The 20,519-nt window shown below is 64.2% G+C and carries 15 protein-coding genes; 5 read left to right on the top strand and 10 right to left on the bottom strand.

Translation table 11 applies throughout. The features are described 5' to 3' along the window. Nucleotides 1-4: 4 nt before the first annotated feature. From APT59_RS06775 to APT59_RS06765, 3 genes are all read right to left on the bottom strand, one after another. The gene (locus APT59_RS06775) at nucleotides 5-2,416 is read right to left on the bottom strand and encodes a response regulator (RefSeq protein ID WP_059314160.1); all 2,412 of its coding nucleotides are present in this window, start codon (nucleotides 2,414-2,416) and stop codon (nucleotides 5-7) included. Between the two features lie 102 nt (nucleotides 2,417-2,518). Beyond that, nucleotides 2,519-2,980 carry a response regulator gene (locus APT59_RS06770; protein WP_059314159.1) on the bottom strand — a complete coding sequence of 154 codons (462 nt, stop codon included), beginning with the start codon at nucleotides 2,978-2,980 and terminating at the stop codon, nucleotides 2,519-2,521. Nucleotides 2,981-2,988: 8 nt separating this feature from the next. Next, a complete protein-coding gene (locus APT59_RS06765; RefSeq protein WP_059314158.1) occupies nucleotides 2,989-5,238 on the bottom strand; it encodes an ATP-binding protein in 2,250 nt (749 codons plus the stop codon). A gap of 215 nt (nucleotides 5,239-5,453) precedes the next feature. Between APT59_RS06765 and APT59_RS06760 the strand changes: the two genes are divergently transcribed. Further along, nucleotides 5,454-6,479, top strand: coding sequence for an alpha/beta fold hydrolase (locus APT59_RS06760; RefSeq protein ID WP_059314157.1), 1,026 nt, complete (start codon nucleotides 5,454-5,456; stop codon nucleotides 6,477-6,479). A gap of 106 nt (nucleotides 6,480-6,585) precedes the next feature. Here APT59_RS06760 and APT59_RS06755 read toward each other — a convergent pair whose 3' ends face one another. The 3 genes from APT59_RS06755 to APT59_RS06745 all read right to left on the bottom strand — a co-directional run bounded on the left by APT59_RS06755 (nucleotide 6,586) and on the right by APT59_RS06745 (nucleotide 12,248). Further along, nucleotides 6,586-11,433, bottom strand: coding sequence for an NAD-glutamate dehydrogenase (locus tag APT59_RS06755; RefSeq protein WP_059314156.1), 4,848 nt, complete (start codon nucleotides 11,431-11,433; stop codon nucleotides 6,586-6,588). 192 nt (nucleotides 11,434-11,625) lie between these two features. Further along, nucleotides 11,626-11,835: a SlyX family protein gene (locus APT59_RS06750; RefSeq protein ID WP_059314155.1), complete on the bottom strand. Its 210-nt coding sequence runs from the start codon at nucleotides 11,833-11,835 to the stop codon at nucleotides 11,626-11,628. Then, on the bottom strand, nucleotides 11,832-12,248 hold the full coding sequence (locus APT59_RS06745) for an HIT domain-containing protein (protein ID WP_059314154.1): 417 nt from the start codon (nucleotides 12,246-12,248) through the stop codon (nucleotides 11,832-11,834). The genes APT59_RS06750 and APT59_RS06745 overlap by 4 nt, the downstream gene beginning before the upstream one ends. Before the next feature lie 368 nt (nucleotides 12,249-12,616). Between APT59_RS06745 and APT59_RS06740 the strand changes: the two genes are divergently transcribed. Together APT59_RS06740 and APT59_RS06735 are read left to right on the top strand one after the other, a co-directional pair. Continuing rightward, nucleotides 12,617-13,954: an OprD family porin gene (locus APT59_RS06740; RefSeq protein ID WP_059314153.1), complete on the top strand. Its 1,338-nt coding sequence runs from the start codon at nucleotides 12,617-12,619 to the stop codon at nucleotides 13,952-13,954. A gap of 151 nt (nucleotides 13,955-14,105) precedes the next feature. Continuing rightward, nucleotides 14,106-15,812 (top strand): proline--tRNA ligase, encoded by a 1,707-nt coding sequence (locus tag APT59_RS06735; protein WP_059314152.1) that lies wholly within the window; start codon nucleotides 14,106-14,108, stop codon nucleotides 15,810-15,812. A gap of 16 nt (nucleotides 15,813-15,828) precedes the next feature. Here the strand turns inward: APT59_RS06735 and APT59_RS06730 are convergent, their stop codons facing one another. Further along, on the bottom strand, nucleotides 15,829-16,116 hold the full coding sequence (locus tag APT59_RS06730; protein WP_156428994.1) for an acylphosphatase: 288 nt from the start codon (nucleotides 16,114-16,116) through the stop codon (nucleotides 15,829-15,831). Then, complete coding sequence (locus tag APT59_RS06725) at nucleotides 16,116-17,363, bottom strand: YihY family inner membrane protein (protein ID WP_059314150.1); 1,248 nt, start codon at nucleotides 17,361-17,363, stop codon at nucleotides 16,116-16,118. Before APT59_RS06725 ends, APT59_RS06730 begins: the two co-directional genes overlap by 1 nt. A 91-nt stretch (nucleotides 17,364-17,454) precedes the next feature. On the opposite strand from APT59_RS06725, the gene arsC reads away from it, so the two are divergent. Both arsC and wrbA read left to right on the top strand, forming a co-directional pair. Next, on the top strand, nucleotides 17,455-17,808 hold the full coding sequence (gene arsC, locus APT59_RS06720) for an arsenate reductase (glutaredoxin) (protein ID WP_059314149.1): 354 nt from the start codon (nucleotides 17,455-17,457) through the stop codon (nucleotides 17,806-17,808). Further along, nucleotides 17,805-18,404, top strand: coding sequence for an NAD(P)H:quinone oxidoreductase (gene wrbA, locus APT59_RS06715; protein WP_017638944.1), 600 nt, complete (start codon nucleotides 17,805-17,807; stop codon nucleotides 18,402-18,404). The genes arsC and wrbA overlap by 4 nt, the downstream gene beginning before the upstream one ends. A gap of 15 nt (nucleotides 18,405-18,419) precedes the next feature. On the opposite strand, the gene hda is transcribed toward wrbA, so the two are convergent. Continuing rightward, nucleotides 18,420-19,124, bottom strand: a complete 705-nt coding sequence (gene hda / locus APT59_RS06710; RefSeq protein ID WP_017638945.1) for a DnaA regulatory inactivator Hda — start codon at nucleotides 19,122-19,124, stop codon at nucleotides 18,420-18,422. Between the two features lie 97 nt (nucleotides 19,125-19,221). After that, nucleotides 19,222-20,310, bottom strand: a complete 1,089-nt coding sequence (locus APT59_RS06705) for a DUF2066 domain-containing protein (RefSeq protein ID WP_059314148.1) — start codon at nucleotides 20,308-20,310, stop codon at nucleotides 19,222-19,224. Nucleotides 20,311-20,519 lie beyond the last annotated feature (209 nt).

The following is a 20,519-nucleotide window of genomic DNA, read 5'->3' as shown; positions in this document are numbered from 1 at the left end:
GCTTTCAAAGCGGCGAAGGCTGGGGCTTCTCGCCGCGCAGGGCCGCCTGCAGCCGAGCTGCCAGGTCCGCCTCGCGAAAGGGCTTGGGCACGATGAAAGATTGTTCGGGATCGAGTTCGCCCAGCTCGGCGTACCCGGTGATGAAGACCACCGGCAGCTGCGGCAGCCTTTTGCGCGCCTGGCGGGCCAGTTCGGCGCCGTTCATGCCGGGCATGGCGAAGTCGGCCAGCAGGAGATCGATCTGCGGATCGCGCTCCAGGGCGCTGAGGGCGGCGAAGCCATTGCTGGCCTCCACCACCTGATAGCCGAGATCGGCCAGCAGGGCTGCCGTCACGTTGCGCACCGCATGGTCGTCGTCGACCAGCAGGATGCGTCGCTCGGCGGCCTGTTCGTCACGACCCAGCGCGGGCAGCCCCACGGGCTCCAGGGCGTCTTCCGCTTCGGTGCGCGGCAGGTAGACCAGCACCGTGGTGCCGCTGCCCATCTGCGTCTCGATGCGCACGCCACCACCGGACTGCTTGGCGAAGCCGAACACCTGGGCCAGGCCCAGACCGGAACCCTTGCCCACCTCCTTGGTGGTGAAGAAGGGCTCGAAGGCCTTGGCCAGCACCTCCTCGCTCATCCCGGTACCGGAATCCTGCACCGCCAGCAGCACGTATTCGCCGGGCTCCGGCTCTTCGGGACGCTGGGGAGCCTGACTGATGGTCTGGTTGGAGGTGCTCAGTCGCAGGGTGCCACCGACCGCCATGGCATCCCGGGCATTGATCGCCAGGTTGAGGATGATGAGTTCGATCTGGGTCGGATCGACCAGCGCATGCCAGCAGTCGGCACGCAGATGAGTCTCGATCCAGACGCTGCCACCCATGGTGCTGCGCAGCAGTTCGAGCATCCCCTCGACGGTTTCGTTGAGCTTGACCGGCTTGGGCGCCAGACGCTGGCGGCGGGAAAAGGCCAGCAGCTGGGCGGTCAGCTTGGCGCCACGCTCACCCGCTTCGCGGATGTTCTGTACCCGGCCCTGGGTCTTGTCGTTGGCAGCCAGCCGGGTCAGATCGCGCTCCAGGAAACTGGCACTGCTGAGGATCACGGTCAGCAGGTTGTTGAAATCGTGGGCCACGCCCGCGGTCAGCTGACCCACGGCTTCCAGCCGCTGCATCTGCTGCAGGGTCGCCTCCACGCGCTCACGTTCGTCGATCTGTTCGCGCAGCTGGCGGTTGGCCGCCGCCAGCTCTTCCATCGCCAGGACCTCCGAGGAGATGTCGCGGCCGGAGCAATAGGTCATGCCGGCATCTGGCACCGCGGTCCAGGAAATCCAGCGATAGCTGCCATCGCGGTGGCGGATGCGATTGACGAAGCGTTGGCTGGCGGCCCGGGTGGCCAACTGCTCGAGTTCGTTTTCGGTGATGAAGCGCTCGTCGGGATGGACCAAGGCCAGCAGCGAAGAACCAAGCAGCTCCACCCGCGACCAGCCCAGATTTTCTTCCCAGGCCGGATTGAGCGCTACCAGAATGCCGTCCGGCTGGCACACCAGCAGCAGATCGCGGGTGAGATCCCAGGTACGGTCGCGCTCGCGGGTCCGTTCCTCGACGCGCTCGCCGAGGCTGACGTTGAGGCGTTCGAGCTTTTCCGCGGCATCACGCTGCTGGGTGATGTCGAGCATCACGCCCAGGAAGCGAGTGCAGACGCCGGCATCGAAGAAGGGTTGACCGCGAGTCTCGACCCAGCGCTGTGCGCCGTTGTCCAGGCGGATGCGGTACTCGCTGCGGTAGTCGTCGTCGCGTTCGTCGGCACCCGCCTGGCGGACCGTATCGAGAAAGCGTTCGAGGCCGTCAGCGCCGCACAGTCGCTCGAACACCGCCAGGTCGACCACCGTATCGGCCGGCAGGCCGAACATGGCCTTGCAGCGCTCATCCCAGATCAGGGTGCCACTGGCCGGCAGGTATTCCCACATGCCCAAGCGCGAGGCATCCATGGCCAGCCGCGACCTGACCTCGAGACTGTGCAGGGCTTCTTCGGCACGCCGCCGCTCGCGACGCTCGTGCACCACCAGCAGCGCCCGCTCGACCGCCTTGGCCAGCAACTCCATGCTCTGCTTGAGCACATAGTCGTTGGCGCCCAGGCGCATCATCTCCACCGCATGCACTTCACCGAAGATGCCCGAGACGAAGATGAAGGGGGTTTCCGGGGCCAATGCCCGTGCCACGCGCAGGGCCTCGGCCCCAGAGAAGCCCGGCAGGATGATATCGGACAGGATGATGTCGTAGGTCTGCTGACTCAGGGCCAGGGTAAGACCGGTACGCTCATAGACGATCTTGGATTGCAGCTCGAATCCATGTCTTTCCAGCTCGATCAGGATCAGCTCGGCGTCGAGCTTGCTGTCTTCTACCAGCAGGATCTTGATCTGTTTCGAGAGAGGCATAAACGGACGTCGGCCTTGGATCTGTTCACTCAGGGGACCCGGGGCGCGCATCTCTGCCGGTCGCGGATTACTGGATACAGAGGGACTGATTCTGCTCACTCGCTAGCGGCCAGTCCGCCGTGTCACCCGTCGCGATCCCGGCGGCGGCTCATTGAGCACGGCCCAGAATACGCCGAGATCACTGATCGCGGCGACGAAATCACGAAACTCGACCGGCTTGACCACGTAAGCGTTCACTCCCAGCTCGTAGGCTTTCTCGAGATCAGGCTCTTCCCGTGACGAAGTCAACATAACGACAGGGATACTGCACAGTTCGGGCGTACCCCGCACCACCTCGAGGACTTCGAGGCCATCGACCTTGGGCAGCTTGAGATCCAGCAACATCACCGCGGGATTGCCGGTCTCGCGATCGGCATAGGGCTCGCGCCTGAGCAGATAGCTGACCGCTTCGGCGCCGTCACGCAGGACCACGACATCGTTAGCCAGCTGACTGCGCTCCAGAGCCACCAGGGTGAGTTCCAGATCGTGCGGATTGTCTTCGACCAGCACAATGGGTTTGAGCATGAAGAGAACTACCTTTTGTGTACCGGTGAAGGGCGTTGTTTGGGCAGAGCGAAATAGAAGGTAGCGCCCTCGCCTATGGCACCTTCTGCCCAGACGCGACCGTCATGGCGCTCGATGATGCGTCTGACGCTGGCCAGACCGATACCGACCCCTTCGAATTCATCGGCGTGGTGCAAACGCTGGAAGACCCCGAACAGTTTGCCCACGTAATCCATGTTGAAGCCGACGCCATTGTCCCGGACGAAGATGATGTCTTCGGAATCGCTCGGCAGGGTGCCGATCTCGATCACCGCAGGTTCTTCATAACGGCTGTACTTGATGGCGTTGGCCAGGAGATTGCGCAAGGCGAGATGGACGAAGGCGGCGTCGGCGATGACCACGGGAAGCGGACCGACACGCCATTCGACCTCCCGCTCCTCGTAGTCCGGCGCCATCTCTTCGCGGATGGCCTCCACCAGCGCGGTGAGGTTGACGTCGGAGTAGCGGATCGCCGCTCGTCCCATCTGCGAGAAGCTCAGCAGATTGTCGACCAGGCTGCCGGCGAAGCGTGCCGAGGACCCGATGTTTTCCAGGAATCGGCGCCCGCGATCCGACAGCTTGCCACCTTCGATGTCGCCCAGCAGCTCGGCATAGCCGGCAATATGCCGCAGCGGTGCACGCAGGTCGTGGGACACGCTGTAGGAAAAGGCGGCCAATTCCTTGTTGCTGCGCTGCAGTTCTTCGGCCAGTTCGGCCATTTCCTCGGCCTTGCGCAGCACGATGCCGCGGACCGCGTTGCGCAGCTCGATGGCGCTTTCCAGCTCCAGCGCGGACCAGGGTAGCGACAGCCCCCGTACCGTTTCCTGCCAGAGCACGAAACTTTGCCGCGGCGACAGCCGTCCGTCGCTGCCTTCCTGCTTGGTCGGCCGTCCTGCCCAGTTGACCACCTGGACCAGCTCGCTGCGGAACCAAATCAGATAGTGGGAATGCAGCTCGGAAATGGGCACGGCCAATACCCCAGCGGCATGCTGGGCGAGCTGCGGCAGCTCGGCGATGTCCTTGGCGACGTTATCGGTGATGTAGTGGTCCTTGACGTTGACCGACAGCCATTCGACCAGACCGTCCACCACCTCGCGCGGCGGAGTCTGGCCGATCAGTTCGGTGCCTTCGGAAGAGACGATGGCGGCGCCCTGCGCCCGCGCGAAGTCCAGATAGACCTGCGGCAACTCCAGCAGGCCCTGGCAGACGCTGTCGCGGTCGGCCATGGTCGAGAGCATCTGTACCATGGACTGGCGCAGCGCCAGGCGGCGATCGGATTGCGCGTGGGTCTCGGCCGCATCGATCTGCAACGACAGCACGCGACCGAACAGCTCGCAGGCCGTGCGCGTCTGGAAGGAGACGCGCTGCGGCTGGCGGTCGTGGCAGAGCACCAGGCCCCAGAGACGGCCGCCAACCACGATGGAAATGGACATGGACGCCAGGGTGCCCATGTTCCTCATGTACTGCAGGTGCACCGGCGAGACGCTGCGCAGTTGCGCGAAGCTGAGATCGAGCGGCTGCCCAGTGACAGGGTTGGTCTGTGGTTGCAGGGGCGACGGCTCATAGTTGGCGTTGCCGATCACCCGAATGCGATTTTCCAGATACAGCCGACGCGCCTGGGCGGGAATGTCCGAAGCAGGAAACCTCAGCCCCAGATAGCTGGGTACGCCCGGGTCGAGCTCCTCGGCCAGCACCTGGCCATGACCGTCCTCGTCGAAGCGATAGATCATGGTGTGATCGAAACCGGAAATGCGCTTGGCCTCGCGCACCGCCAGGGTCGCGATGGCCTCGACGGTTTCGGCCTGATGCAGCTGTTCGATGAATACCCGCACCATGGGATAGAGGGTATTGAGACCGAGCCGGCTGTCCACCGGCGCTTCGAACTCGACGATCAGCACGCCACCGAAGCGATGCATGAATAGAGCGAACGTCTGCTGCTGCGGGCCCAGGGTCACGTCGCCCTGGTAGATGGGATTCTGCTCTTCCTGCGTGAGCGCACCGAGCATGGCGAGCAGGTCTCGCTCCGGCAGCAGTTCGCCTAGGGTTCGGCCAAGCACGTCTTCCACGGCCAGGCCAAGGTATTCGCGGACATTGGCACTGGCCTGCACGATGCGTAGATCCGGTTCTTCTACAGCGAACAGGAAGCCATGTTCCTGAATGCTGCCGGGAATCTGGATCGGCTCGTTGGCGCAGTCGGCCAGAGCATCGGGCTGGGTCTTGGAAGATGACTCGAGCGCCAAACCGGGAACCTCACGTGATCGGAAGAAAGCGCAGGGAGAGAGGTGCGCAGAAACGTGGACAAGGGTCTCTCAGACTATCAGACCCTAAGCTTGACGCGAAGCGAAACGGCATGGACGGTAGGTATCGACATGAATTGCGACAGCCGTTGCCCGGCGCTCCGGAATCTTCCCTGCAGCTTGCCAGTCGGAGCAGGTTTGACCCTCCGGATCACCTCATGTCCCTGCGTCTCGCCCTCCCCCTGACTACCTTGCTCCTCAGTTCGCCTGCCCTGGCCGACACCGTCTATGGAGAACGTCTCGAAGGCTTCGACTACGATTTCCCGGTACGGACCTTTGCCTTCGATTCCCAGCAGCAGCGCCTAGAGATGGCCTATCTGGATGTCGCGCCAAGCGGAGAACCCAAAGGGCGAACCCTGGTGCTCTTGCACGGCAAGAACTTTTGCGCCGGCACCTGGGCAGACAGCATCCGGATATTGAGCGCTGCCGGCTATCGGGTCGTGGCGCCGGATCAGATCGGCTTCTGCAAGTCCAGCAAGCCGGCCCACTACCAGTACAGCTTCCAGCAGCTGGCGGCCAACACCCGGGCCCTGCTCGACCATCTGGGCATCGCCCAGGCGACCCTGATCGGGCATTCGACAGGTGGCATGCTGGCGACCCGCTACGCCCTCCTCTACCCCCACGCCACCGAGCAACTGGTCCTGGTCAATCCGATCGGACTGGAAGACTGGAAGGCCCTGGGCGTGCCCTATCGTAGCGTCGACCAGTGGTACGCCCGGGAGCTCAACACCTCGGCCGACGCCATCCGCGACTACGAAAGGACCACCTATTACGCCGGTCAGTGGTCGCCCCGTTACGAGCGCTGGGTAACCATGCTGGCTGGCCTCAATGACGGCCCGGGCAAGGAGAGGGTCGCGTGGAATTCTGCGCTGATCTACGACATGATCTACAGCCAGCCGGTGGTCTATGAATTCGGGCAGCTGCGCATGCCGACCCTGCTGCTGATAGGTCAGCGCGATACCACCGCCATTGGCAAGGATGCGGCCCCCGCCGAGATCAAGGCGCGACTGGGTCACTATCCCGAATTGGGCAAGGCAGCGGCCAAGCGCATTCCCCAGGCGACGCTGGTGGAATTCGACGACCTGGGTCATGCGCCCCAGATGCAGGCGCCAGAACGCTTCCACCAGGCGCTACTGCAAGGCCTGAATGCCCTGAGGTCCCCGAGCGACCCGGCCAGTCACTGATCGGCCCCAGACAGCAAAAAAGGCGGCGCACCCTGGGGTACGCTGCCTTTTCATTGCCCTCTGGATTCAGGGTGACCTCGAGCCTCGCTCAAGGACACCCTGCACCTCAGACGCTGCTGCTGGCCAGATCCGCCAGTTCACGACTGGCGACGCTGTACATCGCGTAGTCCTGTCCGGTGGCATTACGCAGATCCACCAGCAGCCCGCGCCAGCGCTCCACCGCTGCCCGGTGCCGCTCCAGCCACAGCGAGAGCCGTGCCTCCGGATCACTGGGCGCCTCGCTCAAGTTGAGCATGCCGATGGTGATGGTGCGTTGCTGGAGATCCACCTCGTCACGGAACGCCTCGCGCGCCAGGGCCTGCCAGGCATTGGCCACCGGCAGCTGGTTGAGCTGCTGCTGATACCAGGCCAGATCCAGCACATCGCCCGCAGCGAACCAGGTGGCCGCCACTTCCAGGGGATCCTGGGCAGTGACCTCCGCGGCCTGGATGACCGGCAGCAGCGTATAGATGTGATTGGTCCCAGCCACGACCCGTGCCAGCAATTCGGGAACGCCCGCCTCGGTATAGGCGCGGAAGCGTTCCTCCCAGTCCTGGCGCGGCTCGCCCTGCAGCAGTTCGTCGAGGCGTACGCCCAGTGCGGCGATACGCGGTCCGAAGAAGGCCGCCACGGCCCCGGCATCCAGGCCACTGCGATGGCTGCGCAGGAACCAGCGGGTGGCCCGGCGCCCCAGGCGCATCAGCTCGCTCATCAGACGCAGCTGCAGTTCGGCCGGCACCTGATGATCCAGGGCTTCCACCTGACGCCACCAGTGCGGCAGATGCAGCACGTCGCGCATCACCACATAGGCCCGGGCGACATCGGCCGCGCTCATGCCGGTGGATTCGCACAGGCGCTGCACGAAGGTGATGCCCATGTGGTTGATCAGGTCGTTGGCGATCTGGTTGGCGACGATCTCGCGCTTGAGGCGATGGCGCGCCATCGCCTCGGGGAATTGCTCGGTCAGGCGTTGCGGGAAGGCCCCCTGCATGTCCCGGGCAAGGTAGTCGTCGTCCGGCATCGAAGAGGCCAGCAACTGTTCCTTGAGGTCGATCTTGCTGTAGGAGATCAGCACCGACAGCTCGGAACGGGTCAACCCCTGCCCCTTGGCGGCGCGCTCGGCGAGCACCTCGTCGCTGGGCAGGAATTCCAGCGTACGATCCAGCTTGCCGCGACCCTCGAGATCCACGATCAGCCGCTGGTATTCGGCCAGGTGGGTCCGCGCCCGGTATTCCGCCAGGGACAGGGCACCGGTCTGCATGTAGTTGTTGGCAACCACCAGCTCGCCGACCTCGTCGGTCATCTCGCCCATCAGCGTGTTGCGCTGCTTGACGGTCATGTCACCTGCGGAGACCACGTCGCCCAGCAGGATCTTGATGTTGACCTCGTGGTCGGAGCAGTCCACGCCACCGGCGTTATCGATGAAGTCGGTGTTGCAGGCGCCGCCGTGCAGGCCGAATTCCACCCGCGCCAGCTGGCTCATGCCCAGGTTGCCACCCTCGCCGATCACCTTGGCACGTAGGTCGCAACCGTCCACGCGCAGGCCATCGTTGGCCTTGTCGCCGATATCGGCATGGGTTTCGAAGCTGGCCTTGACGTAGGTGCCGATGCCGCCGTTCCAGATCAGATCGACCGGCGCCTTGAGCAGGGCATTGATCAGCTCGTTGGGCGTCAGGTGATCGGCCCGCAGGTCGAAGCGCGCCTTCATCTCGGGGCTGATGGCGATGCGCTTGGCACTGCGCGGGAAGATCCCGCCGCCCTGGGAGATCAGGCTGGCATCGTAGTCGGTCCAGCTCGACCGCGGCAGGTTGAACAGCCGCTCGCGCTCGACATAGCTGCGCTCGGCGTCCGGATTGGGGTCGATGAAGATGTGCAGGTGGTTGAAGGCCGCCACCAGCTCCAGGCTGCGCGAACGCAAGAGACCGTTGCCGAAGACGTCGCCGGCCATGTCGCCGATGCCCACCACGGTGACCGGATCGGTCTGGACGTCGATGCCGCGCTCACGGAAGTGGCGCTGCACGCTGACCCAGGCGCCCCGGGAAGTGATGCCCATCTTCTTGTGGTCGTAACCCGCCGAGCCGCCGGAGGCGAAGGCGTCGTCGAGCCAGAAACCGTAGTCCTGGGCGATGCCGTTGGCGATATCGGAGAAGGTCGCGGTGCCCTTGTCGGCCGCCACCACCAGATAGGGGTCGTCGCCGTCGTAGCGCACCACCGCGGCAGGCGGAACCACCTCGCCATCCTTGAGGTTGTCGGTGATGTCCAGCAGCCCACTGATGAAGATGCGGTAGCAGGCAATGGCCTCGGCCTGGATGTCGTCACGGGAGCCACCGGTGGGCAGTCGCCGCGGCACGAAGCCGCCCTTGGCGCCCACGGGCACGATCACCGAGTTCTTGACCTGCTGCGCCTTGACCAGGCCCAGCACCTCGGTGCGGTAGTCCTCCTCACGATCCGACCAGCGCAGGCCGCCACGGGCGACATTGCCGAAGCGGAGGTGCACGCCTTCCACACGCGGGCTGTAGACGAAGATCTCGTAGCGCGGCACCGGGCGCGGCAGCTCGGGAATGGCCTTGGGATCGAGCTTGAAGCTGAAGTAGGCCTTGGGCTTGCCGGCGGCATCGGTCTGGAAGACGTTGGTGCGCAAAGTCGCCTTGATCAGGTCCAGGTAGCGCCGCAGGATGCGGTCCTCGTTGAGCACCGCGACGTCGTCCAGGGCGCTGAGGATGGCCTGCTCCAGGCGCTGCTGCTTGTCGTCCAGGTCTTCGCTGGTCATGCGCCGCGCCAGGTAGAACTTCATGCGGAACAGCCGCACCAGTTCCCGGGCGATGTCGACATGGGCGTTGAGGGTGGCGGCGATATAACCGATGTCGAAACCGATGCGGATCTGCTTGAGATAGCGCGCATAGGCCCGCAGCACCGCGACGTCACGCCAGGGCAGCCCGGCGGTCAGTACCAGCCGGTTGAAGCTGTCGTTTTCCGCCTGACCGTCCACCACCTGGACGAAGGCGTCCTGGAAGGTGTCGTTGAGTTGCTGCAGGTCCAGCTCCAGCCCGGCCACGGTGGTGAAAGCGAAATCATGGATCCAGTAGCGGCGACCATTGCGATGACGCAGCTCGTAGGGGAATTCACCCAGTACCCGCAGACCGAGGTTTTCCAGGATCGGCAGGACGTCCGACAGCGCCAGGGGCGTATCGGCGTGATAGAGCTTGCAGTGCAGGATGTTGTCGCCGGTCTGGGTCAGCGGCTGGTAGAAGCCCATGGCCAGACGACGCTCGTCATTCAGGGCCAGCAGGTGACGCATGTCCACCACGGCCAGGTGCGGTGCGAAGCGCTCGCGGTAACCGGCCGGGAAACCCAGCGGATAGTCGGCCAGGATGGAGGTGCCCTGGGCCTCGCCGAAGCTGTCCACCATCAGGCTGGCGAAGTCGTCCTTCCAGCTACGGCAGGCCTGCATCATCTCCTGTTCCAGGCGCGCCGGATCGACGTCCTGCGGCTGCAGCGGATCGACGCGAAGGATGAACTGCACCCGCGCCAGCACGGACTCGGAGAAGAAGGTCCAGAACTCGCAATCGGTGCCATGCAGGCGATCCATGAGGATCTGCTGCATGCGCTGGCGGACTTCGGTGGAGTAGATGTCGCGTGGCACATAGGCCAGGCAATAGAAGAACTGACCATAGGGATCGCGGCGCAGGAAGACGCGGACCTTGCTGCGCTCCTGGATCTGCACGATGGCCATGGCGGTGCTGAAGAGATCGTCTACCGGGGTCTGGAACAGATCGTCCCGTGGCAACCCTTCGAGGACCTGCGCCAGCTCCTTGCCCAGGTGGGCGCTGCTGTCGAAATCGGCACGCCGCCGCACCTCGTCGACCTTGCGGCGGATATAGGGGATCTCGCGCACGCTGTCGTTGTAGACGCTGGAGGTATAGAGCCCCATGAAACGATGCTCGCGCACCACCCGGCCATTGGTGTCCACTTCACGCAGGGAGACGAAATCCGGATAGGCCGGACGGTGCACGCGACTTGGATCGGCGGCTTTGGCGAAGGACAGCAACACCGGCTCGCGCAGATAGCGCAGCGGATCGCCGGAAAGGCTGATCTCGGCGGTTTCCGGTCGGCCGCGCAGACGCCGCGACAGTCCCAGCAGGGAGTCGGGCACATAGTGTTGTACCGCGGTATCACCATCGCCCTCGACGGTAAATTCCTCGTAGCCAAGAAAGGTGAATCTGTCGTTGCGCAGCCAGTCCAGGAAGGCCTTGACCTCGGCCAGCTCGCCGTCGTCCACCCCGGCCGGACGCCGATCCAGCCAGCCCAGCAGGTCGGCGACCTTGGCCTTCATGGCAGCGAAGTCACCGACCGTCAGCCGCACCTCGCCGAGGATTTCCTGTAGCGCGGCTTCCAGGGTGCGCAACTCGGTGGCTGCCGCGCAGCGATCGATCTCGAGAAACATCAGTGCCTCGCGGCTTACCCCTTCGCCCTGCTGTCCCTTGGGCAGCAGTTCGATCAGGCGGCCCTGGGCATCCCGGCGCACGCTGAGGACGCTGTTCTGCAGGGTATGGACGCTGTAACCCTGGCGATTGAGTTCCATGCGCACCGAGTCCACCAGGAACGGCGAATCGACATGCAGCACCTCGACCACGGTATGGCTCGATTGCCAGCCGTGTCGCTCGTAATCCGGGTTGAAGACCTGAACCCGCGGTTCGGCGGGATCGAAGACATCCAGCAGCCGCCAGGCCGACAGTACGCAGCCGACCAGGTCGGACAGCCGGCGTTGAGTGAGTTCTTCCAGCGGGACGATGCCGAAGAACTGGGCGGTAAAGCGCTCCAGTTGCTCGAGGGTTTCCCCTTCGACATGGGCCGCGAGGGCATTTTTGAGTTGTTGTTGGAAATCCGCTTGGCTGGCAGCGGTGAAAAACGCCATAACCGTACTCCGTCCTGAAGGTGCTGTGGGCTTCGCTCCGCAGAGGACAGGCCTCTCCCGGAGCGAGTTCCACAAGGGACGAGGCCGGACTGCACCAAAAAAGTGCAAAGATGCAGTGCCGCTAGAGTAGCCGGCAAAGACAGTCGCGCACGTACGTCAGGGCGACAACAAGATTCAGCTGCGGAACGGATCTCAATAGTGGGGCGGCGGCGCCTCGTCCGGCATCCCCCCGCCACCACCGCTTTGCAACTCGGCCTGGCGCTCGGCCAGCAGGCGGATCTGCGCCGCACAGCGATCCAGGGCGCGTTGCTGCTCGACGATGATGTCATTGAGGGTCTGGATGGTGTCGTCCTGAAACGCCTGACGCATTTCCAGATCGGCGATACGCTCTTCAAGAGTCATGCCTGTACCTCCTGCTCCAACTGCGCTCGCCAGCGGGCAACGGCCGCCTGTCCGGCTTCTTCGCTGTAGGGCTCACGGGGCGAATGGCCCCAAACCGGGCCCGGCCAGGCGGGATCACCTTCCCGCCGCAGCAGGATATGCAGATGAAGTTGCCGGACGATGTTACCCAGGGCACCAATGTTTAATTTGTAATCCGGCTGCGCTTCACGCAACACCCCAGCGACAAGTGTCACCTCTCGCCACAGTTGCGCCTGGTCCAGCGGTGACAGATCGAGCACCTCGGTAACACTTTCACGTCGCGGTACCAGAACCAGCCAGTCATAGCGTTGATCGTTCAGCAACAGCACCTGGCAGAGCGTCAAGGACGCCACCTCCAGGGTGTCGCCGGCCAACCGTGAGTCGATTTGGAACATCTCATCTCCTGCTAACACCGGTCAGCACTAAAAGTGTGCATGACCTCGGGTAAGTGAAACCTTTGGTGTCACAAAGGTGCAATCAGCGCTCTGGAAACTGCCCAGGGCCCAGGGAATAGACCCGCGAAAGACAGGCGGGGACTGGAATTGAAGATTTGTGCATGCTTTTTGCTATCACGATCCGGGTACGACGATCGGAGGGGAACTCTTAAAGAGATTTCTTAAGAGTCTTGGCTAATCCGTTCATCACACACAAAATTTTGATGAAACCTATCGCCTCTCTAAGAGAGGTGCTATATGTGCCGCTATTAGAACAAACAGCCACGGCTGACACGATGGCTGACTTTCAACCCAAAGGAGCATTTCTGATGCAAGCGATGAAGTGGAGCATTCTCGCCCTGGCAGTAGCCGCAGGGACCACTCAACTGGCTTTCGCCGACCAGCAGTCCGAGTCCAAGGGCTTTGTCGAAGACAGCAAGCTGACCCTGTTGAACCGCAACTACTATTTCAACCGGGATCGCCAAGGCCCTGGAAATAATGATCGACGCGATTGGAGCCAAGGCTTCCTGCTGAACTATGCTTCGGGCTTCACCCAAGGCACTGTCGGTGTTGGCGTGGATGCCTTCGGTTACCTCGGCATTAAACTGGATGGCGGCAAGGGTTATGCCGGCACTGGCAACCTGCCGATCGGCAATGATGGAAGCCCGAACGACGAGTACTCCACTGCTGGTGCCGCGATCAAGCTGCGCATCTCCAACACCGTTCTGAAGTACGGCAACCTGCAGCCAACCTCGCCTGTGTTCGCCGTGGGCGGCAGCCGCCTGTTCCCGCAGACTGCTACTGGCTTCATGCTGACCAGCGAAGAAATTCAGAACCTATTCTTGGAAGCAGGTCACTTTACTGCGGCGCGTGACAACATCAACACCTACCATGACGGCAACCTGGGCGCGCAGCTCACCGGCGGCCCGAATGGTGTTACCAGCAAGTCGGGTGACTATGTAGGCGGCAAGTACAAGTTCAACGATCAACTGAGCGCCTCGCTGTACTACGGCCGCCTGGAAGATCTGTGGAACCAGTACTACGCGAACGTCAACTTCGTTCAGCCGCTGAGCGCCAATCAGTCGTTGACCTTCGACGCCAACTACTACTACACCAAGGACACTGGCAGCGCCAAGCTGGGTGACATCAGCAATAACACCTTTTCGCTGGCAGCTGCCTATAGCATCGACGCTCATACCTTCACCTTGGGCTTTCAGAAGGTTAACGGCGATACCCCGTTCGATTACGTCGGTGCAGGTGGCAAGGGCAGCGCCCTGGGTAGCGGCGGCGATAGCATCTTCCTGGCCAACTCCATCCAGTTCTCTGACTTCAACGCCCCAGGCGAGAAGTCCTGGCAGGCTCGCTACGACCTGAACATGGCCACCCTGGGTGTACCCGGCCTGAGCTTTATGACTCGCTATGTGCGCGGTACTGGCATCGATGCACCAAACGTCAATACTGCTTACGCCGGTTTCTACCAAGACGGCGATAAAGAGCATGAGACCAACGTCGAAGCTAAGTACGTTCTGCAGAGCGGCCCGGCTAAGGATCTGTCCTTCCGCATTCGCCAGACCTGGCACCGTGGCGATGCCAGCACCGGTTCCAATGGTAGCGGTAACGTCAACGAGTTCCGCCTGATCACTGAGTACCCGCTGAGCATCCTGTAAGGGACAGCGTCACTCGCACGATCCAGCAGCCCGGCCTTCGCCGGGCTGTTCTTTTCCGGCCTCCGATCAGCACCGCCCGCGTCCCTGTACGCCCTGCCCCACCCCACCGTACAATGCCGGTCCCGTCTCGATGCCGACAGACCGCCTAGCCATGCGTACCAGTCAGTTCCTGCTGTCCACCCTCAAAGAAACCCCTTCCGATGCCGTGGTGATCAGCCACCAGCTGTTGCTGCGCGCCGGCATGATCCGCAAGCTGGCCTCCGGTCTCTATACCTGGCTGCCGCTGGGCCTGCGCGTGCTGCGCAAGGTGGAGGCCGTGGTGCGCGAGGAAATGAACGCTACCGGCGCCCTGGAGGTGCTGATGCCGGCGATCCAGCCCGCCGAGCTGTGGCAGGAATCCGGTCGCTGGGAGCAGTACGGCCCCGAGCTGCTGCGCCTGAAGGATCGCCATCAGCGCGATTTCTGCGTGGGCCCGACCCACGAGGAAGTCATTACCGACCTGATGCGCAACGAGTTGAACAGCTACAAGCAGCTACCGATCAATCTGTACCAGATCCAGACCAAGTTCCGCGACGAGATCCGTCCGCGCTTCGGCCTGATGCGTGGTCGCGAGTTCGTGATGAAGGATGCCTACTCCTTCCACCTGAACCAGGCGTCGCTGCAGCAAACCTATGACGCCATGTACCAGGCGTACTGCAATGTCTTCAGCCGCCTGGGCCTGAATTTCCGCCCGGTGCAGGCAGACAACGGCTCTATCGGTGGCAGTGGTTCCCACGAATTCCATGTGCTGGCCGGCTCTGGTGAAGACGACATCGCCTTCAGCGACAGCTCCGACTATGCCGCCAACATCGAGAAGGCCGAGGCCCTGCCGCGGGAAACCGCGCGCGGCGCCGCCACCGAGGAGCTGCGTCTGGTAGACACCCCCGACACCAAGACCATCGCCGATCTGGTGGAGAAATTCGGTCTGGCCATCGAGAAGACCGTGAAGACCCTGGTGGTTCGCGGCGCCGAGGAAGGCAAACTGGTCGCCCTGGTGGTGCGTGGCGATCACGAACTCAATGAGATCAAGGCAGCCAACCTGCCGGAGGTCGCCAGCCCCCTGGTGTTCGCCACCGAGCCCGAGATCCGTGCCGCCATTGGCGCCAGCCCCGGCTCCCTAGGCCCGATGAATCTGTCGATTCCCTGCATCGTCGATCGCTCGGTCGCCCTGATGAGCGACTTCGGCATCGGCGCCAACCAGGAAGACAAGCACTACTTCGGCGTCAACTGGGAGCGCGATCTGCCGCTGCCCCAGGTCGCCGACCTGCGCAACGTGGTGGCCGGCGATCCCAGCCCGGACGGTCAGGGCACCCTGGTGATCAAGCGTGGCATCGAAGTGGGCCACATCTTCCAGCTGGGCACCAAGTACAGCGAGGCCATGAAGTTGTCGGTACTGGGCGAAGAAGGCAAACCCGCCGTCCTGGCCATGGGCTGCTACGGTATTGGCGTGTCCCGCGTGGTCGCCGCCGCCATCGAGCAGAACCACGACGAGCGTGGCATCCGCTGGCCGGCCGCGCTGGCGCCCTTCCAGATCGCCCTGGTGCCGATGAAGTACGAGAACGCCGCGGTGAAGGAAGCGACCGATCGCCTCTATGCCGAACTGAAGGCCGCTGGCTTCGATGTGCTGCTGGACGACCGTGACAAGAAGACCAGCCCCGGTGTGAAGTTCGCCGACATGGAGCTGATCGGCATTCCCCATCGCCTGGTGGTCGGTGAGCGCGGCCTCAATGAAGGTCTGGTCGAATACAAGGGCCGTACCGACAGCGACAGCCAGAACATCGCCCTGGCCGAGATCGTCGACTTCCTCAAGGCCCGCTGAGGACTACCGCTTCAGGTCAGGCGTCCGTGCGCCTGACCTGGAAGTCGGTGAAGCCTTCACAGGCCACCTCCTCCAGCACCACCTCGGTCACCCGGGCCGCTGCCGGCCCCTGCCAGAGCCAGCGTTCCAGCTGGGCCAGTGCCTCGACCGAACCCTCCAGGTGGCACTCCACCCGGCCATCCGCCAGATTTCGCACCCAGCCGGTGACGCCCAGGCGCTGCGCCTCCTGCCGCGTGCTCTCGCGGTAGTAGACGCCCTGTACGCGGCCACTGATCAGGCCGTGACGCGCCGCTCCGTCTCTCATCATTGGGCGCCCCTTTCTTCCAGCACCGGCGCGACCTTGAGCCAGTGGGCCACGCTGCCGGCGAGCAGTTCATGACGCTGTGCCTGCAGCCGCGCGAAGGCTTCCCGCAGCTGCGGATACCAGTCACCGGGAAAACGTTCGGCGGGCGGCCAGCAGTCCGGTGCGGGAGGTGTCCAGGGGGAGCGGTCCAGCAGATCCAGCAGGGCATAGCCGTGCAGGTCGCGGCAGAGTACCCAGTGACCGCTGTCGTTCTGGCAGACCAGACGCTCCTGTTGCAGGAACGCCAGCACTGCGTGCCATTCGTGCTCCGGCAGCTTCCAGCCGGCCTGGTGCAACCGCCCCAGGTGCAGACTGGAACCGCTTTGCTGCCGCTCCAGAAAGGCCCGCAGTACGGCGAGCAGGATGAAGAACGCCGGCAGCGGCGCGCGCCGCCAATGATGGGTGGTGGACAGGCTGCACACCACCTCCGCCCCCAGCAACACGATCAGCCAGCAGACATAGATCCAGACCAGGAACAGCGGCACCGTGGCGAAGGCGCCATAGATCAGCTGGTAGCCGGGGAAATAGAAGACATAGAGACCGAACAGGCTCTTGGCCGCTTCGAACAGCACCCCGGTCAGGGCACCGCCGATCAGCGCGTGGCGTAGGGGTACCCGGGTGTTAGGCACGGCGGCGTACATCAGGGTGAAGGCGGCGATGCTGAACAGCAGTGGCGTGACCTTGAGCAGCATCTGGGCGCCGGACATGCCGTAGGAGCCAAAGACCAGGGCCACCGAGGCCAGGTAGGTGCTCATGGCGAAACCGGCGCCCAGCAGCAGGGGGCCCAGGCTGAGCACCGCCCAGTAGAGCAGGAAGCTGGAGACCCCGCGCCGGGGGATGCGTACGCGCCAGATGTCGTTGAAGGTCTTTTCCACCGTCACCAGCATGAAGAAGGACGTCACCGCCAGCAGGGCCACGCCCAGCCAGGTCAGGTGCCGGGCCTGCTCGATGAAGTTGCGCAAGTATTCTTCCAGGGTCGCCCCGGTGGAGGGCACGAAATTGCGGAAGATGAAGGCCTGGATCTGGACTTCGGTGCCCTGGAAGGCCGGAATCGCCGAGAGCATGGCGAAGGTCACGGTCATCACCGGGACCACGGCGAACAGCGTGGTGTAGGTCAGGGCCGCGGCATTGTTGGGCGCGCGGTCTTCGATGAAGCGGTCGGCGAGGTAGCGAACGAAGGACAGCAGTTCACGCAAGCGGGCCGGCATTGGCGGTTCCTCGAAAGGCACGGTCAAGGGCTGGCGCGGCAGTCCTCGCCAACCCGCTACAATGGGCATCTTACCTTCTATGGATCAGCCCATGAGTGAAATCGTCCTCTATCACAATCCGCGCTGCTCGAAATCGCGCGCAGCGCTGGACCTCCTGCAAAGCCGCGAGCTAGCCGTATCCGTGGTGCCCTACCTGGAGACGCCGCCGGACGCCGCCGAGTTACGCGGACTGCTCGCCAAGCTGGGCCTGAGCGCGCGCCAGCTGCTAAGGACCGGCGAGGATGCCTATCGCGAGCTGAACCTCGCCGACCCGGCGCTGGACGACGACGCCCTGGTCGCCGCCATGGCCGCCCACCCCAAGCTGATCGAAAGACCCATCGCCATACGCGGCGACCGCGCCGTCGTCGGTCGTCCCCCCGAGCGTGTCCTGGAGATCCTGCAATGACCCCCGAAGCCTATGTTCTGGTGCTCTACTACAGCCGGCATGGCGCCACTGCCGAGATGGCGCGACAGGTCGCTCGCGGGGTGGAAATGGGTGGCATGGCCGCACGCCTGCGCACGGTGCCGGCGGTGTCCGCCGAGTGCGCCGCCGTCGCCCCGGCGGTACCCGAGCAGGGCGCGGTCTACGCGACCCTCGATGATCTGCGCGACTGCGCGGCGCTCGCCCTGGGCAGCCCGACGCGCTACGGCAACATGGCCGCCGCCATGAAGTACTTCCTGGATGGCACCAACAGCCTCTGGCTGACCGGCGCCCTGGTGGACAAGCCTGCGGGGGTCTTCACTTCCACGGCCAGCCTGCATGGCGGCCAGGAGAGCACCCTGCTGTCCATGGCCCTGCCGCTGCTGCACCATGGCATGCTCATCACCGGCCTGCCCTACAGCGAGAGTGCCCTGCTGGAAACCAAGGGCGGCGGCACGCCCTACGGTCCAAGCCATTTCGCCGGTGCCGATGGCAAGCGCGCGCTGGACGAGCAGGAAACGGCGCTGTGCCGGGCCTTGGGCAAGCGCCTGGCGACCCTGGCGGGACGCCTGCAAAAGTAGCGGTAGCCGGCACGGCTACCAGCCCATGATTTCCTTGACGAAGGGAATGGTGAGCTTGCGCCGCGCCTGCAGCGAGGCCTGATCCAGACGTTCGAGCATGTCGAACAGGGCGTCCATGCTGCGGGTGTTGCGCGAGAGGATGAAGCGGCCGACCTCGTCGGTCAGGTGCAGGCCGCGACGAGAGGCGCGCAGCTGCAAGGCGCGCAGCTTGTCTTCGTCGGACAGGGGTCGCAGCTGGAAGACCAGTGCCAGGGTCAGACGTGACTTGAGATCGGCCAGCTGTACCGGCAGTTGCCGCGGCGATGCGGTACTGGAGATGAGCAGGCGTTTGCCGGCATCGCGCAGACGATTGAACAGGTGGAAGAGCGCCTCTTCCCAGCGTCGCTGGCCGGCCAGGGCGTCGAGATCGTCGAGGCAGACCAGCTCGCACTGCTCGAGGTTGTCGAACAACTCCACGCCATAGTCGGCCAGTTCACCCATGGGCAGGTAGATGGCCCGCTCGCCCAGCTCTTCCAGGCGGTGACAGGCCGCCTGCATCAGATGACTGCGGCCGGCACCCGCGCCGCCCCACAGATAGATCAGACTTTCCGTCCAGCCGGCATCGGCGTCGCAGAGACGCTCGACATAGCCGAGCGCCGCAGCATTGGCGCCAGGGTAGTAATTGACGAAGGTGGCGTCGTCACGCAGACGAATACCCAGGGGCAGCTGTAAAGGCATCATGCCAGCTCGAACGGCTCTTGGCAGTTTCGCGAGGGCGCCAAGTCTAACCAAATCCTGGCCCCCTCGCAGCAGCCGCTTCAGTGTTGGCCGTCTACCCTCACGGCCAACGGAAATACAGGGTGGTACGCGCCGGCTGGGCGGACGGGGCTGGCTGGGCTGCCGGAGCGGTCGGCGTAACGGTAGCGTCCACCGGAGCACCCGGCGTCGCCGGTGCGGGGGACGCGGGGGCGGCCGGCGCGGAAGCCGGCTGCAGACCGGCCAGGCCAAGCTGTGCCTGGAGCTGGTCGGGATTGCCCGTCAGGTCATAGGTCAGCTGGGTACCCTCGACTTTCACCAGGCGGCTCGACAGGGGCTCCAGGACCTTCTGCAGCTGGGCATAGCGCTCGAAGTTGGAGTTGTCGGCCACCAGGGTCAGCGGCTGGGTGGTGCCAGGACGGGAGACGAATTTCTTCGACAGGCGCCCGGCGACGTCCTGCAGGACGGCTGCGGCCAGGGCGTCCTGGTCGGCTGCCTGGCTGCTGCCCTGCTCGGCAGCGCCACCGTTCCACAGCCGCCACTGGGCCTGCCAGCTATTACCCTGGGGCTTGGCATGTACCGCCAGCAGTGCATTGGCGCCATAGCGCTCGGAGGCCTGGCGCAAGGCGGTCGGATCGTTGGCGTCGATGTTGGCGGCGGTGCCAGCCAGCTGTTCGTTGAGATCGGCCAGCGGCAGGCGAATCGGCAGGCCGGCGCGCTGGGCACCGCGCTGCACACCGGTGCTGGCGGGTTGGCCGTCACCCAGCAGGGTCGCCCCGCTGTCGGCGTCGTTGAGCCACCAGATCATCACCACCGGACGATTGGCGCCCCACACCGACAGACCCGCCTGGCCCAGGGCGCGCTCGGTAGCGGCCGGGTCGAAGTTGGCCACCAGCACTTCCGGCGGACCGGCGTCATAGCTGTACTGGCTGATCAGGGATTCGGGCGCCGCCAGGGCACTGGCAAGACCCGGGGTCTGGCCGGCTTGGGGGTTACCGGTCAGGCGTCCGGCCAGCACCTGCAGGGCGCGCTTGAGGGCGGCATTGCGCTCGTCCGGTTGTTGCGAGGCCACCGGCTCGCGGACCTGGTAGAGGTTGTCCACCACCTCGGCGCGGGCGAGCGGACTCAGGACCAGCAGCGAAGCGAGCAACGGAAGGACGAGACGGCGCATGGCGATTCCATAGAAAGGGCAAGGGGCATACCTTAAAAGCCGCCTGACCCGCGGGCAAGGGTGCGGGAACCCAGGCTGCGAAGAAGCCCGCAGCAGGCCGGCACCGAGCCGGCGAATTCGCAGGCGGTCAGGCTCAGACCACAGGGGGCTGGCCGGGTGCCATCGCCGCCCGGACCGGAGGCTGCGGCGGGCCGCGTGCTTTGGCACGG

Source organism: Pseudomonas oryzihabitans, from assembly GCF_001518815.1.
GTDB classification, from domain to species: Bacteria; Pseudomonadota; Gammaproteobacteria; order Pseudomonadales; family Pseudomonadaceae; genus Chryseomonas; species Chryseomonas oryzihabitans_E.
This window is presented reverse-complemented; position numbering and strand designations above follow the sequence as displayed.